Below are 13,873 nucleotides of genomic sequence, written 5' to 3' on the forward strand. Positions count from 1 at the left end.
GGCGCAAATTGAGCGGAAGTGCCGAACGGGCAATTTTCTTTTGCTGGGTTCCGCGCTAAAGGGCTCGGCGGGACAGGCGAAACCGCCGCGACGGCGGCTTCGCAGCCACTGCGCTTGAGATCAGGGACGACACGATGAAACTCCGCATTATGACCGCGGCCGGGCTTGCTATTGCGCTTGCCGGATGCACGACCATTCCTTCCGCCGGCAATCCGATCGAGGCCCGCTGGGTCGGCAAGTCGGCCGGCATCTTCTTTGCCGCCTTCGGCCCGCCGATCAGCGACCGCGAGGAAGGTTCGTCCACCATCTATACCTGGCGCGGCGGCTACAAGACCGTGCGCATTCCCGCGAAATATGCCGAAGGCGCCGACGGCAAGCGCGGCAAGCAGATCTCCGCCGCCCGCACCGCCTATCTGCGCTGCCAGGCCGAAATCACCACCAATTCCGACTACACGATCCGCGACATCCGCACCGTCGCCGACATTCCCGGCGTCAACGGCCCGTCCTATTGCGCGGAGTTCCTGGCGCCGGAACAGAAATAACGGGCGGTTCGTCCGAAATACGAAACAGGCGGCCCGAGAGCCGCCTGTTTTGTTTTGGCAATCGACCGCAGCGATCAAAAGTCAGGCAGCCTCCCCCGCCTGCAGCGCACTTTCCGCCAGCTTCCGCGCCGCGACGAAATCGACCTTGCCCGAACCCAGCACCGGCACCTTGCCGATATTGACCTCGGCCGGCACCATCATGTCCATCGCGCCCTTCGACTTGGCGAAGGCGAGGAATTCGGCGCGGGTGGCGGTCGGGGCGTCGGTCAGCAGCACCAGGCGCTCGCCCTTCTTGGGGTCGGGCAGCGACGAGACGACCGAGAGTGCGCCGGGCCAGAGTTCGGCGGCCAGTGTTTCGACGGCGGCGAGCGAAATCATTTCGCCGCCGATCTTGGCGAAGCGTTTGGCGCGGCCGCGGATCTTGACGAAGCCGTCCTCGTCGATGGTGACGATGTCGCCGGTGTCGTGCCAACCATCGGCCAGCGGCTCGAGCACGCCGGGCTTTTCGGCGCGAAGATACCCGGCCATGACATTGGCGCCGCGCACATGCAGCCGGCCGCCCTCGTCGATGCCGGGGACCGGTTCGAGCTTCCATTCCATGCCCGGCAGGATTTTGCCGACGGTGCCGGAGCGGTTGTACATCGGCGTGTTGATGGAAATGACCGGCGCGGTCTCGGTGACGCCGTAGCCTTCCAGGATGCGCAGGCCGAATTTTTCCATATAGGTGTTGCGGGTCGAGGCCTTCACCGGCTCGGCGCCGGAGAAGATATAGCGGATCGAGCGGAAGTCGTAGGGATGCGCGGTCCGGGCATAACCGTTGAGGAAGGTATCGGTGCCGAAGATGATCGTGGCGTTGGAGACATAGATCAGCTCCGGCACGATGCGGTAATGCAGCGGCGAGGGATAGAAATAAACCGGCACGCCCGAGATCAGCGGCAGCACGGTGCCGGCCGTCAGCCCGAAGGAATGGAAGACTGGCAGGATGTTGAACACCTTGTCGCCGCTGTGGAAATCGATGCGGGCGGCGGCCTGGGCGGCGTTCGACAGAATGTTGCGGTGGCTCAGCACCACGCCCTTCGGCGTGCCCTCCGAGCCGGAGGTGAAGAGGATGACGGCCGGATCATCCGGCTGGCGCTTCACCAGCGGCCGCCCCTTGCGCAGCAGCCCGCGGATCTTGTCGAACGCGCCGATCTCGGCTCTCACATCATCGAGCCAAACGATCGTCACCTGCTTTTGCAGTTCCTCGACGACGGGGCCGAGCTTGGCCTGGGTCACGAAGGCGCGCGAGGTCAGCACATGTTTCACCTCGGCGGCCTTGCAGGCGGAGAGGATATTGGCCGCACCCGCGGTGAAGTTCAGCATGGCCGGCACCTTGCCGGCGCTCATGACGCCGAGAATGGTGGCGGCGGCGCCATTGGCATTCGGCAGCATGACGCCGATATTTGCCTCCGGGAAGCGGGCACGGAACTTGGCGCCGAGCACGGCGGCACCGGTGAGCAGCTTGCCATAGGTGAGGCTGCCGGTGACCGGATCCTCGACGGCAAGCTTTTTCATGCCGAATTCCTGGGCCGCCTGAATGACGCGGCCGAGCACGGTCGACGAGGTATCGGCGGTCTCGAACAACAGGTTCGACATCACCTGATAAAGCGCTGCCCCCGCCGCCGTGCGGCGCTTGCGGCCCTTGAGCTCGGCCGGCACTTCGAGCTTCACCGGCTCGAGAATGGTGACCTTGACCTTGGGGAACAGCCGGCGGCGAATCTTGCCGTTATCGAGATAGGAGAGATAGCTCTTCTCCAGCCCGTCGATCTTGACCGGCACCACCATCGAGCCGGTTTTGTCGGCGACCATGGCGGCCCCGTCATAGACCTTCATCAGCGTTCCCGTCACCGTCAGGCGGCCCTCGGGGAAGATGCCGATCGGGCTGCCCTCCTGCACCACCTTGATCAGCGAGCGCGTCGCCATCGGCTTGGTGGGGTCAAGAGGCAGGAATTTGCACATTTTCAGGAAGGGCCGCACCCACCAGGCCTGGGCGATCTTGTAATCGACGGCGAAGGTCGGCTCCTCCTCGGTAATGGCGAGCGCCAGGGCGCCATCGAGCAGGCTGACATGGTTGAGCGCAATGATCGGCGCCCGGCCGGCCTTCTTGATATTCTCCAGCCCCTCGACCTCGAGGCGCATGAAGGCGCGGAACAGGATCGAGATGAAATCGCGGAAGGGATTGGTCGGCAGCGTCTTCAGCATCAGCCAGGCGACAGCAAAATTGAGGATGCCGAGGCCGATCAGAATCTCAGGAATGGACGCGCCGAGCGCCTGGATGACGGCGACGAGGCCGAGGCCGACGGTGATGAACAGCGCCGAGAGCACGTTGGCGGCACCGATGACGCGGGCGCGGCGATCCTCATGCGCCCAGGTCTGCAGCGCGGCGAAAGTCGGCACGGCGATGAAGGCGCCCGCGATCGCCATGCCGGCGAGATCGATGGCGACGCGGATGGTATTTTCGCCGGCGAAGAAATCGAGGATCGTCGTCGCGTGGGAAGCCGAGGCCAGGCCCCAGAGGTTCCAGGCGAGATCGAGGCTGAAGAGGCCGAGCAGCGCCGTGCCGACAGGGGCCGGCAGCAGCACGATGCGGCCCGACGACATCCAGGCGGCAATGCCGGAGCCGACAGCGACGGCGATGGCGAAGACGGTGAGATAGGCCGGAACGACGAGCTCGGAGCCGCCGAGCAGCTCGGTCACCATGGTCGGCAGGATCGACAGTACGAAGGCGCCGACCAGCCAGAACCAGCAATTCATCAGCGCCGAACGCCACAGCCGCTTATCCCTACGGATTTCCATAACCAGCGTGTAGCTGGAGCGGATGACATTGCGGTCGATCTGAAGATCCGGCGCCTTGGAGCCGGTGGGCGGGATCATCCGGCTCGCCAGCCAGCAGAGCAGCGACAGGCCCATCATCATCGAGCCGAACAGCAGCACATTGTCGCCGCTGGAGAAAGCGAGGGCGGCGATGATCGTGCCGGCGAGGATGGCGATGAAGGTGCCGCCCTCGATCCAGGCATTGGCCTTCGGCAGGTCGCGGCGATCGAGGTGATCGGGCAGGATGCCGTATTTGATCGGCCCGAACAGCGCCGAGACGGTGCCGAAGCCGAAGAGCGCGGCCATCAGCACAAAAATCGAGGAAAAGCCGAGGCCGACGACGGCGAGTGCGGCAATGCCGATCTCGCAGCGTTTCAGCAGTTCGGCGATTTTCGCCTTGTCGTGCTTGTCGGCCAGTTCGCCGCCGAGTGCCGAGAGCAGCAGGAAGGGCACGATGAGGATGACGCCGGCCAGCGTCACCAGGGCAGCCCCTTCGCTCGCCGACATCTTGAAGAGAATGAGGAACACCAGCGTGTTCTTCAGAAAATTGTCGTTGAAGGCCGTGAGGAACTGGGTCCAGAACAGCGGCGCGAATTTTCTAGACGTCATCAGATTGTGTTGCACGGCGGGAGTCCTTCTTTAGGCTCACAGAGAAGGCCACAGAGTTGTTACCCATTGGTTGAATGCGGCAACAACTCTGCGCTGTGGTTAAGGAAGATCAATCTTCATCGCTACGATTGAATTTGACGAGCAGTTTTTCCGTGCGGGCGTCCTCGACCTTGCGGATCAGCTTCTCGGATTCGGCATTGTCGCGCAGCGTCTTGGTGATGTTCACCGTGGTCTGCACCAGCATCAAAATGCCCATGGCGAGATAGCCTTTGCCCCAGAGATCGAGCGGCATCATGTAGAGGCCGAGCACCAGCATGAAGGCGGCGGCACCAAAGGAGATGTAGGAGAAGCTGACCCAGCTGGCGGAGTGTTTCTGGAAACTGTCGTTCATTGCAGTGGCCCTTCAATTTTTAGGGGTGAATGGTTGGATGAGATCAGGCGGCCGGCGTGATGCGGCTCTTCAGCCGAGCGAGCACGTCATCGGCTGACGAGGTGAGCGGCGCGCCGCAGCCGGCATTGGCAAGCTTTTCGATGATGCCGGCCGGCCGCGTCGTGCTTTCCATGTCCTTCAGGGCGGCCGCCGTCAGCTCGTTCTGGCTCTGGCGCAGGCGAAGGCGGGCCAGCGTCTCCTCGGCTTCGTCGAGGGTCGCCAGGCCGGGGCCGGCGACCGCGATATCGAGCTTCTGCGCCTCTTCGGTCGCCCGCGCCAGCCGCTCGCCGCGCTGCAGCTCCTGCAGCCGCACCTCGGCGGCCCGGACGATGCCCTTCAGCTTGGCGATCGCAGTGGTGAATTGCGCTTGTGCCTTCTCCGACGCATCGCGCTCGGCTTCGAGAAAGGCGATCGCCTCGGCCGCTTCCCGCGCCAGCCCGTCATTGCCCTTGCTGAGCGCCGCGATGGCGCGGCTCTCCAGATCGGCGATGCGGCTGACGATCGTCTGATGCTGCGCCCGCTCCTGCTCGTTCTGGGCGACGGCGACGGCGACACTGCGGCGTGCCGACTGGATCGACTGGGCGGCATCGCGGATCTGCTGGTTGAGCAGCGGCACGGCGTTGCGATCGGCAAAAGCCTGCTCGGCATCATGCGCCCTGCCCCGCAATAATGTGGAAATCAGTTTGAACATTTCTCGCCTCCGGTTTATGAACGCTGTTCACGAGAGTCGTTATGGCAGAATCATGAACGACGTTCAAGATAAATTTTGAACGTCGTTCAGAAAATCGAAGTGGAATGGTTAATGGCCGGCAGACGAGAAGAAAAACGCGAGGACCTGAAGGCCCGGCTGATCGAGGCGGCGCGCGAGCGCATCGCCCGCGACGGGCTGACCAGCCTGCGCGCCCGCGACATCACCCAGGACGCCGGCTGCGCGCTGGGCGGCCTCTACACCGTGTTCTCCGACCTCGCCGAGCTCGTCATCCACGTCAACTCGTCGACGCTGAAGGCGCTGGAAGCTAGGCTGACGCTCCCCCAAGCCCGGGACAAAAGCCCGACCGACCGCCTGCGCAACCTCGCCCAGGGCTACCTCGCCTTCGCCGTCGAGCACCGCAACCTCTGGAAGGCGCTGTTCGACCACTTCCCGCCCGACACCAGCCCGACGCCGCAATGGCACCTCGACGAACACCTCTTCCTGATGGACGTGATCGCCGAACCGCTTGCCGAACTGCAGCCCGACATGCCCCCCGAAGACCGCGCCATCCGCGCCCGCACCCTCTTCGGCGCCGTCCACGGCGTCGTCAGCATCAGCCTGGAGGGCCGCTTCGTGGGATTGCCGCTGGAGCGGCTGGCAAGGGAGGTGGACGAGCTGGTGGTGACGATCGCGGCGGGAGCGGAGCGGCGAAGGGAGGCGAAGGCGTGAGTGCGGCCGGCGGGTGGCTTGGCAGCAACGCTCCCCCACCCTCCGTCGTCCTCGGGCTTGACCCGAGGACCCATGGCCCAGCACTCTAGGCCCACCACGCCGCACGCCGAAAGGAACCCCCATGAGCCGCATCTTCATCACCGGTTCCACCGATGGCCTCGGCCTCGCCGCCGCCCGCACCCTCATGAACCAGGGCCATGACGTCGTCCTCCACGCCCGCTCCCGCGAGCGCGCCGCCGCCATATCAGACACCTCAACCGCCGCCCTCGGCCTCGTCATCGGCGATCTCGCCAGCGCCGCCGAGACGCGCTCCATCGCCGAACAGGTTAACGCCATCGGCCGCATGGACGCCGGCATCCACAATGCCGGCATCTACCTCGAACGCAGCCGCGGCGAAACGCCTGAAGGCCACGCCAAGACGCTGGCGGTCAACCTGCTCGCCCCCTATCTCCTCACCGCCTGGATCACCCGCCCCGATCGCCTGATCTACCTCACGAGCGGCATGCACCGCAGCGGCGGCGGCAGCCTCGACGATATCGACTGGAAGCGGCGGCCATGGAACGCCAGCCAGGCCTATTCGGAAAGCAAGCTCTACATCGCCACCCTCGCCACCGCCCTCGCCCGCCACTGGCCGGACGTCCTCAGCAACGCCGTCGACCCTGGCTGGGTACCGACCAAAATGGGCGGCGCCGGCGCGCCGGATGATCTGGAGATGGGGCATCTTACGCAGACTTGGCTGGCGACGAGCGATGATGGCGCGGCCAGGGTCAGCGGCGGGTATTGGTATCATCGGCAGCAGCGGGAGGCGGCGGCGGCGGTTGGCGATGTCGGGTTTCAGGATGCGTTGGTGAGGAGGCTTGCCGGGTTGACTGGTATACGGCTGTTTCACGAGCGCGGGTAAAGGCCAAAGCTCGGTGGGTTATCGCGCGGCGCTTAAACGCATCACCGTCGTCCTTTAACACTGGCCGCGAAGCGGACACGGGGCGAATGGTTCAAGCTGACAAAAGCAGATGTGGCCGCATTTAAACGCTGGTCTAAAATTTGGTGAATGGGTTGGCACTAGTCCGAAATCATCTGCAGAAAACTGTTCCGCTTCGATCTCCCAGGACACCATAACCAGCTGATTTTACGTGAAAAACACGGATTGGCTGGGGCGCCTGGATTCGAACCAGGGGATGGCGGTACCAAAAACCGCTGCCTTACCGCTTGGCTACGCCCCACCAGAGCTTTCGGCGCTCAGCGCCGGCTCAAATCGACGCCTGATTAGCAAAGCTCTCCGTCTGTCACAATGACTAAGTTGCGCCTCGCGCAGATTTATGCGCTGCAGAGTGCCAAGGGCCGTGCTAGGAATGGGCGACGTCATCGGCCGCGAGATCATCGCCTTCATGGAAAGCCCCGCATTCGACCTTGCTTTCGAGCCGGCCTATGGGCGCGCCGTGCCGGTGGTTTCAGGGGTCGAGCGGATCACGGCGGAGAATCCCGGGCCTTTCACCTTTTACGGCACCAACAGCTATATCGTCGGCACTTCCTCGGTCGCGGTCATCGATCCCGGGCCGGAGGACGAGGCGCATTTTCAGGCGCTGATGGCAGCGCTTGCCGGCCGCGAGGTGACGCATATCTTCGTCAGCCACACGCATCGCGACCACTCGCCGCTTTCCCGCCGGCTGCAGGCGGAAACGGGGGCGGTGACGGTGGGCCAGGGGCCGCATCGGCCGGCACGGCCGCTCCGGGATGGCGAGATCAATCCCTTTTCCGAAAGCTCGGATCTCGCCTTCGTGCCCGATATCGCGCTCAGTGACGGTCAGACCCTATCCGGCGATGGCTGGTCGCTGACCTCGGTGCCGACGCCGGGGCACACGGCCAATCATGCCGCCTTCGCGCTCGAAGGCCGCGACATTCTGTTCTCGGGCGATCATGTCATGGCCTGGTCGACCTCGATCGTCGCGCCGCCGGATGGTTCGATGGCCGATTACATGGCCTCGCTCGAGCGGCTGATGGAGCGCCAGGACGGCCTGCTGCTGCCCGGTCATGGCGGGCCGGTCACGCAGCCTGGCGCCTTCCTGCAGGGCCTGAAGGCGCACCGGCTGGGGCGCGAGCGGGCGATCCTCGAGCGCATCCGGGCGGGCGACCGCGCGATTGCCGAGATGGTGAAGGCGATCTATCGCGATACCGATCCGAAGCTGCATGGCGCGGCCGCGCTTTCCGTGCTCGCCCATATCGAGGATCTCGTCGAGCGCGGCGAGATCGCCGCGGATGGGCCGCCTTCTCTTGCCGCCACCTACCGGCTGTTGTAAGCGTGAGATGGGGAGATTACCATGGCGCGTGCCGCTTACAGCTATCGCGATGATGCCGATGTGCCGGCTTTTGCCGATGACCAGCCGCTGATCGTCTTCGATGGCGAATGCGTCTTCTGCTCCGGCTGGGTGAAATTCGCGCTGAAGCACGACAGGCGGCGGCGATACCGCTTCCTCGCCGCCCAGACGCCGCTCGGCGCCGCGCTATACCGGCATTACGGGCTGAACGAGCGCGACTATGAGACCAATATCCTCATCGAGAATGGCCGCGCCTTTTTCAAGTCCGATGGGTCGATTCGCATGGTGGCCGGCCTCGGCTTTCCCTATTCGCTGGTGAAACTCTTCCGGATCCTGCCGCGCCGCATGGCCGATGCACTCTATGAATTCATCGCCCGCAACCGGCTGAAGATCGCCGGCCGGCAGAGCTGCATGGTGCCGACGGCGGAGCAGCGCAGCCGTTTCATCGCATGAGCGGCGAGCGGCTCTCGCTGCTGATCATCGGCGGCTACGGCACCTTCGGCGGCCGGCTGGCGCGGCTGCTTGGCGATGAACCGCGGCTGAGATTGTTGATCGCCGGGCGCTCGCTTGCAAAGGCCGATGATTTCCTTGCCGATCTCAGATCCCCGAAAGATGGCTCCGAGGGCCTGGGAAGCACCAATCTCGGGGCGAGGCTGCAGGCGGTGGCCTTCGATCGTGACGGCGATCTCATCGAACAGCTGACGCGGCTGCAGCCCGATCTCGTCATCGATGCCTCCGGGCCGTTTCAGAGCTTCGGGGAAGAGCCTTACAAGGTCGTGCGCGCCTGCATCAATCTCGGCATCGATTATGCCGATCTCGCCGACAGCACCGGATTTGTCGCCGCGATTGGCGGGCTCGATGCCGAGGCCAGAGAGCAAGGCATTTTCGCGCTCTCCGGGCTCAGCAGCCTGCCGGCGCTGTCCTTCGCCGCACTCGATGTCGTGGCGCCGCAATTTGCCCGGATCGAGAGCGTGGCGGCGGGCATTGCCCCCTCCTCGCATGTGAAGATCGGCCGCAATGTCGTCGGCGCCATCGCCAGCTATGCCGGCAAAGATGTGCCGCGGCTCCGCGACGGGAAGGCTACGCGCGGGCGCGGGCTGATCGATACAATGCGGGTGACGGTGGCGCCGCCGGGTGCCGTGCCGCTGCGCAGCCGCAAATTCCTGCTGGTGGATGCGCCGGATCTGGCGCTGCTGCCGGCACGCTTTGCCGGCCTGCAATCCACCTTCACCGGTGTGGGAACCGAGCCGCTGCCGCTGCAGAGCGTGCTCGCCCTCTTCGCGCAGCTCGTCCGCTGGCGGCTCCTGCCATCGCTGGCGCCGTTTTCGCGGCTGATGCAGCGCGCCAGCCATGCGTTTGCGCGAGGCGAACATCGCGGCGGCATGTTCGTGCAAGCGAGCGGCATAGATGCTGCCGGCAAGCGGTTGACGGCGGGCTGGCATCTGATCGCCGAGGGTGACGACGGGCCGTTCATTCCTGCGATCGCAGCCGAGGTGTTGGTGCGCCGGCTGCTTGCCGGTGAGCGGCCCGCGCCCGGCGCGCGGGCCGCGGCCGGGGAATTGCGGCTTGCAGATTTCGAGGCGGCCTTCCGGCGCTTTTCGATCACCACGGGCATGCGCAGGGAATGCGAGGCGGAAGCCCAGCCGCTCTACCGGCAGATTCTCGGCATCACCTTCGACCGGCTGCCGCCGGCCGTTGCCGCCATCCACGCCGGCGGGGCGCGCACCGCCTCCGGCCGGGCGCGTATCGAGCGCGGCGGCGGATGGCTTGCGCGGGTGGTGGCGCGGCTGATCGGCTTTCCCAAGGCGGGCAAGGATGTGCCGGTGACGGTGCGCTTTGCCGCCGAGGGCGACAGGGAGATCTGGACGCGGACCTTCGGAGATAAGAGCTTCCGCAGCATTCTGATGGAGGGCAACGGCCGCGACCGGCATCTGCTCGCCGAAGTCTTCGGGCCGTTCCGGGTGCTGATCGCTTTGGTGCCGGAAGGCGAGAGGCTGCGGCTGGTCGTGCGGGGCTGGCGGTTTTTAGGGATTCCGCTGCCGCTGTTTCTGGCGCCGGGCGGGGAGACTTATGAAGAGGAGCGCGATGGGCGATTCCACTTCCACGTCGAGATCGGCGGGCCACTGACCGGGCTGGTGGTGCGGTATACGGGGTGGTTGGTGGTGGAGTGAGGGGACGAGGCGACACGCTCTCTCCGACCTCATCCAGAGGGCAGCCCACAGGGCGAATTCTCGAAGGACAGAGCTGGCCACCGGTCTTGCCACGTGAGGACCTTGCCGAACGTTCGGAGAGAAGAGAGGCCTTTAGGTTGGTCAACCAACATAGAGCTTGTTCAAGGGGTGAGGCTCAGTCGTGTATTCAATCGAGAGAATTGAAATCGTCACACGGCTTAATAACTTAACATCGATCTCACATTTCTCGGGAACGTAGATGTAGAGATCATCCGGCCTCTTCTCTGCAGCTACGCTCACACCTCCCTGCTTTCTGACGGCGAATGTATGGATGACTGAATTTTTAAGATCAGGCCGGATCTGCAATGCGCATTTCACAACCCGATCAAACTCCAAGAAATCATTCGGGACATGGAGAGAAAAGATCGTTCCTCTGGGAAACTCCAAAAAGTGGCAGCCGCTGACAAATTTTAGATAGATCTCACCTGAGACGGTTTTGACGAAACCGAATTCATCAAGGGTGTCCTGCTCAGTCACGGTCAGAAAATCGCCCTTGCTTCCCATGACTGCTCCTTTAGCGCGCCGTTAGAATGTCGCGTTTACCGCGCCCCTCCCGTCATTCCTTCCCCGAGGCGTGTCTGGCCTCGGCGATCTCAACATCGCGCGGCGGTTCTTGCGACAAGTGATATAGTTGAATTTCGGTCGTTTAAACTGAAACGATACGAGAAAGGAATTATTCCATGGGAGACCAAAAGCACCCGCTGCAGCCTGGAGATGCTGCGCCCGCCTTCGCGCTGGCCGCGGCCAATTTCGACGGAACGGTCTCTTTCGCCGACTTGAGCGGTCGCCCGTTCCTGATCGGCTTCTTCCGCGGGCTGCACTGCCCGTTCTGCCGGCGCCAGGTCGAACAGCTTGCCGGCATACAGCCCACTCTGCGCGCCTCCGGGGTGGAGACCGTGGCCGTTATCAACACGCCGGTGGAACGCGCTCGCCTGTATTTCCGCCACCGTCCGACGCCGGTCACGCTGCTATGCGATCCCGACTGCCATACACATCGGGCCTATGGCGTGCCCCGTGCCGAGTTCCTGCCCGATGGGAGCAGCAAGCAGCCCGAATGGCCTTATAGCGCGACGGTGGCGCAGTTCCAGGCGGCGCGCATCAACCCCACGGGCGAGTTGCCCGAACCAGTTCAGCCGATGGAAGCCAATACGATACTCAACGCCAAGGACCGCTTCGAGCTCGATGAAGCCGATATGGCGATCTTCGCGAACCATGCCAGCCAGCTCGTCGGGCACTTCCTGGTCGATGCGAACGGCACCGTCGCGTGGACGCAAATTGAGGCGTTGGGCGGACCGAACAGCCTTTGCATCTTCCCGAATGCAGCGGAGATCGTCGCGGCCGCGAACGACCTTGGACACTGATCGCATCGTTATCGGGTGATTGGCGCCGCCTCTGGCGCCACCGGAAAAGGGGTTGCGTTTGCCGCGGCGTATCCCGGCCCTTCGCTTAGGCTCAGGGCGTTCGCAACTGCAATCGATTCACTGGATCGATTGCTGGCGCTTTGCGCCACCGTTGCTCACCCACCCGCGATCCCCAGGAGCTCGGCATCCAGCGCCTTTAGATAATCATCGGCAATCGCGGCGCTGAAGCCGAGGTCGTGCTGGCCGTAGCGGGAGGCGACGCGGATGTCGACGAAGGTGGTTTCGGCCTCTTCGCGCAGGCGGATCAGGATATCGAAGCGCAGGCCGAGGATCAGCGTGCGGGTGGTGGCCTGCAGCGTTACGCCGTTGGCGCCGCGGATGAGCTTGGCGACATCGTCGTCATAGGGGCGCGGTGTCGGCACCGGAACGATATCGGGTGCATCGGCAACCGCATCGTCGCCCGGCTGCGGCTTGAGAGACTTATCCTCGAGATCGCGGCCGGGCTCGGTATCGCCACTGCTTCTCGTGATCGTGAAGCCGCTTTGCTTGGCGACCTTGCGTACCGCCTCCAGCACTCGGTCGAGCGCGCCTTCGTAGCGCCGGCCGGTCAGTTCGGGATAGGCGGCCATCTGTTTTTCACGATCTTCCGGCGTCACCTCAGGGTTGCGCTTCAGCCAGATCTGGTCGGCCTTTGGCGGCGAAAGCCAGTCCGGGACGGAGACCGGATCGGTGGAAACGTCGTAGATATCAGGCAGCGTCATGTAGCGCTCGACGGCCGAGGCGCCGAGGGCCAAGGGAAAAGCGGCATAGATCAGGGCGGCGAGTGCGGCCAGCCCGCCTTCGGCGCCTGTCATCCAGAGGCTGCGCAGGCCGACGGCGGCAAGCAGGGCGGCCAGAAGCGCGCAGCCGACAGCGGCGATGAGAAGCAGTACCAGATAGGGCGTGGCGAGACCGCCGAAGCGATGGGCGATCATCACCGCCAGCGCCAGAACCAGCGAAAATGCCCCGAGCAGCCGCGAAACGCGTGCGGCGCTGGAAACGGGACGGTCGAAGCGGATGGCCATCAAACTTACCGGTTGCTCGTCAGCGCCGCGCCATGGACCACGCAAATCGCCATGAACCTGTTTAGTGCAAGATTCGGCTAAATTGAAACTGTTGTCTCAAGCATATCGGGCGGAATCCACGACGAAGGCGCCGCTCATTCCATAAGCCCTTGCTGATATGTCAAAAAAAGGCCATTTTGCCGCGGTTTCATCTCCGATTGCAGGATAGGAGAGACGGGATGATTTCACCCGAGATAGCAGCAAGGCCGCAGGCGTCTGCGCTTGGCGGTATCGACCAGTCCGAACCGATGCTGCCGATGGAGCTCGTCGAGCTCGAACTTTCGCTCGAAGGTTATGCCGGCGGTGATGCCGGCTTCTGCGAGACCGTGCGCCTGGCAGCCGGGCGTTCCGGCGGCGAACTGCTGTTTGACCTTCCGGCCGGCGGCCTCATCGAGGATTGCCGGCGCATTGCGGTGATGCGCATTCCCAACGGCGGAAGCGAGATGCGGGTCGTGCTGGCGCTGCTCGACGCAAACGGCACGGAAATCCGCATGCAGGCGCCTGACCAAGAGACGGCGCATCTGGTGCGCTTCGCCGATGCCTTCATCGAGCTGCTAGAGCGGATCTGAGATTCGGGACCCGGCGGTCGCTGGATCCTCCGGCATCAATTCCTGGTCCCGCTTGCCGTGATGAGGGCGACAAGGTCCGCGTCGCCGGTTTGCCGGGCGATATCAAGGGCTGTCATGCCGCTCTCGTCCTTGGCATTGGGATTTGCGCCATTCTCCAGAAGAGCGGCGACAACATCAGGCCCATTCTGCCGGTTATCTAACTGGACGATCAGAGGGGTTCGGCCGCGATTGTCGCGAGCCTCAATGTCAGCCCCCTTTTCTATGAGGATATTCACCGCCTCAGGGTCTGTGACGATATGGAGAATGGTGATCCCCTCGTCACCAAGTCAGTTATGCAGAGATTGGCATTATTTCGTTTTTCTGTCGCAAGGCGTCTCTGACGCGGGCGTTTGCGATGGTGATGATCTTGCGCATGAGGGCGGTGAGGGCCAGACGTTTGGGTT

14 protein-coding genes and 1 tRNA gene are annotated in these 13,873 nt (G+C 63.8%); 8 read left to right on the forward strand and 7 right to left on the reverse strand.

The features are described 5' to 3' along the window. Positions 1 to 134: 134 nt before the first annotated feature. Entirely contained in the window at positions 135 to 542 is a 408-nt protein-coding gene (locus tag ATY77_RS16900; RefSeq protein ID WP_088678388.1) for a hypothetical protein, read from the forward strand. 81 nt (positions 543 to 623) lie between these two features. On the opposite strand, the gene ATY77_RS16905 is transcribed toward ATY77_RS16900, so the two are convergent. The 3 genes from ATY77_RS16905 to ATY77_RS16915 form a co-directional block, all read right to left on the reverse strand. Then, complete coding sequence (locus ATY77_RS16905; protein WP_088688215.1) at positions 624 to 4,019, reverse strand: acyl-[ACP]--phospholipid O-acyltransferase; 3,396 nt, start codon at positions 4,017 to 4,019, stop codon at positions 624 to 626. Positions 4,020 to 4,113: 94 nt separating this feature from the next. Further along, positions 4,114 to 4,395: a YiaA/YiaB family inner membrane protein gene (locus ATY77_RS16910; RefSeq protein ID WP_071087443.1), complete on the reverse strand. Its 282-nt coding sequence runs from the start codon at positions 4,393 to 4,395 to the stop codon at positions 4,114 to 4,116. A 43-nt stretch (positions 4,396 to 4,438) separates the two neighbouring features. Then, the gene (locus ATY77_RS16915) at positions 4,439 to 5,125 is read right to left on the reverse strand and encodes a PspA/IM30 family protein (RefSeq protein ID WP_088688216.1); all 687 of its coding nucleotides are present in this window, start codon (positions 5,123 to 5,125) and stop codon (positions 4,439 to 4,441) included. A 111-nt stretch (positions 5,126 to 5,236) separates the two neighbouring features. Here ATY77_RS16915 and ATY77_RS16920 point away from each other — a divergent pair, with 111 nt between their 5' ends. Both ATY77_RS16920 and ATY77_RS16925 read left to right on the forward strand, forming a co-directional pair. Then, the gene (locus tag ATY77_RS16920; protein ID WP_088688217.1) at positions 5,237 to 5,854 is read left to right on the forward strand and encodes a TetR-like C-terminal domain-containing protein; all 618 of its coding nucleotides are present in this window, start codon (positions 5,237 to 5,239) and stop codon (positions 5,852 to 5,854) included. A gap of 121 nt (positions 5,855 to 5,975) precedes the next feature. Continuing rightward, a complete protein-coding gene (locus ATY77_RS16925) occupies positions 5,976 to 6,755 on the forward strand; it encodes an SDR family NAD(P)-dependent oxidoreductase (protein WP_088688218.1) in 780 nt (259 codons plus the stop codon). A gap of 244 nt (positions 6,756 to 6,999) precedes the next feature. On the opposite strand, the gene ATY77_RS16930 is transcribed toward ATY77_RS16925, so the two are convergent. Beyond that, positions 7,000 to 7,074, reverse strand: a tRNA-Gln gene (locus ATY77_RS16930). 165 nt (positions 7,075 to 7,239) lie between these two features. Between ATY77_RS16930 and ATY77_RS16935 the strand changes: the two genes are divergently transcribed. Genes ATY77_RS16935 through ATY77_RS16945 form a run of 3 tightly spaced genes read left to right on the forward strand, consistent with a single transcriptional unit; the run spans position 7,240 to position 10,337 of the window. Further along, on the forward strand, positions 7,240 to 8,148 hold the full coding sequence (locus ATY77_RS16935; protein WP_088688254.1) for an MBL fold metallo-hydrolase: 909 nt from the start codon (positions 7,240 to 7,242) through the stop codon (positions 8,146 to 8,148). A gap of 21 nt (positions 8,149 to 8,169) precedes the next feature. Next, on the forward strand, positions 8,170 to 8,619 hold the full coding sequence (locus ATY77_RS16940; protein WP_088688219.1) for a DCC1-like thiol-disulfide oxidoreductase family protein: 450 nt from the start codon (positions 8,170 to 8,172) through the stop codon (positions 8,617 to 8,619). Further along, positions 8,616 to 10,337 (forward strand): DUF4166 domain-containing protein, encoded by a 1,722-nt coding sequence (locus tag ATY77_RS16945; protein WP_088688220.1) that lies wholly within the window; start codon positions 8,616 to 8,618, stop codon positions 10,335 to 10,337. Before ATY77_RS16940 ends, ATY77_RS16945 begins: the two co-directional genes overlap by 4 nt. A 141-nt stretch (positions 10,338 to 10,478) precedes the next feature. Here the strand turns inward: ATY77_RS16945 and ATY77_RS16950 are convergent, their stop codons facing one another. After that, complete coding sequence (locus tag ATY77_RS16950) at positions 10,479 to 10,901, reverse strand: hypothetical protein (RefSeq protein WP_088688221.1); 423 nt, start codon at positions 10,899 to 10,901, stop codon at positions 10,479 to 10,481. Between the two features lie 176 nt (positions 10,902 to 11,077). Here ATY77_RS16950 and ATY77_RS16955 point away from each other — a divergent pair, with 176 nt between their 5' ends. After that, positions 11,078 to 11,758: a redoxin domain-containing protein gene (locus ATY77_RS16955; protein WP_088688222.1), complete on the forward strand. Its 681-nt coding sequence runs from the start codon at positions 11,078 to 11,080 to the stop codon at positions 11,756 to 11,758. Positions 11,759 to 11,913: 155 nt separating this feature from the next. Here ATY77_RS16955 and ATY77_RS16960 read toward each other — a convergent pair whose 3' ends face one another. Continuing rightward, positions 11,914 to 12,822, reverse strand: coding sequence for a DUF1499 domain-containing protein (locus ATY77_RS16960; protein WP_088688223.1), 909 nt, complete (start codon positions 12,820 to 12,822; stop codon positions 11,914 to 11,916). Positions 12,823 to 13,040: 218 nt separating this feature from the next. Here ATY77_RS16960 and ATY77_RS16965 point away from each other — a divergent pair, with 218 nt between their 5' ends. Beyond that, positions 13,041 to 13,430: a hypothetical protein gene (locus tag ATY77_RS16965; protein ID WP_088688224.1), complete on the forward strand. Its 390-nt coding sequence runs from the start codon at positions 13,041 to 13,043 to the stop codon at positions 13,428 to 13,430. Between the two features lie 35 nt (positions 13,431 to 13,465). Here the strand turns inward: ATY77_RS16965 and ATY77_RS16970 are convergent, their stop codons facing one another. After that, positions 13,466 to 13,705: an ankyrin repeat domain-containing protein gene (locus tag ATY77_RS16970; RefSeq protein WP_245314350.1), complete on the reverse strand. Its 240-nt coding sequence runs from the start codon at positions 13,703 to 13,705 to the stop codon at positions 13,466 to 13,468. Positions 13,706 to 13,873: the final 168 nt, after the last annotated feature.

Source organism: Rhizobium sp. R634 (assembly GCF_002211305.1).
GTDB lineage: Bacteria > Pseudomonadota > Alphaproteobacteria > Rhizobiales > Rhizobiaceae > Rhizobium.

Bases quoted from the DNA above. Each gene is read 5' to 3' on its own strand.
- ATY77_RS16900 (WP_088678388.1), top strand. From the start codon at position 135: ATGAAACTCCGCATTATGACCGCGGCCGGGCTTGCTATTGCGCTTGCC.
- ATY77_RS16910 (WP_071087443.1), bottom strand. From the start codon at position 4,395: ATGAACGACAGTTTCCAGAAACACTCCGCCAGCTGGGTCAGCTTCTCC.
- ATY77_RS16915 (WP_088688216.1), bottom strand. From the start codon at position 5,125: ATGTTCAAACTGATTTCCACATTATTGCGGGGCAGGGCGCATGATGCC.
- ATY77_RS16920 (WP_088688217.1), top strand. From the start codon at position 5,237: ATGGCCGGCAGACGAGAAGAAAAACGCGAGGACCTGAAGGCCCGGCTG.
- ATY77_RS16925 (WP_088688218.1), top strand. From the start codon at position 5,976: ATGAGCCGCATCTTCATCACCGGTTCCACCGATGGCCTCGGCCTCGCC.
- ATY77_RS16935 (WP_088688254.1), top strand. From the start codon at position 7,240: ATGGAAAGCCCCGCATTCGACCTTGCTTTCGAGCCGGCCTATGGGCGC.
- ATY77_RS16940 (WP_088688219.1), top strand. From the start codon at position 8,170: ATGGCGCGTGCCGCTTACAGCTATCGCGATGATGCCGATGTGCCGGCT.
- ATY77_RS16945 (WP_088688220.1), top strand. From the start codon at position 8,616: ATGAGCGGCGAGCGGCTCTCGCTGCTGATCATCGGCGGCTACGGCACC.
- ATY77_RS16950 (WP_088688221.1), bottom strand. From the start codon at position 10,901: ATGGGAAGCAAGGGCGATTTTCTGACCGTGACTGAGCAGGACACCCTT.
- ATY77_RS16955 (WP_088688222.1), top strand. From the start codon at position 11,078: ATGGGAGACCAAAAGCACCCGCTGCAGCCTGGAGATGCTGCGCCCGCC.
- ATY77_RS16960 (WP_088688223.1), bottom strand. From the start codon at position 12,822: ATGGCCATCCGCTTCGACCGTCCCGTTTCCAGCGCCGCACGCGTTTCG.
- ATY77_RS16965 (WP_088688224.1), top strand. From the start codon at position 13,041: ATGATTTCACCCGAGATAGCAGCAAGGCCGCAGGCGTCTGCGCTTGGC.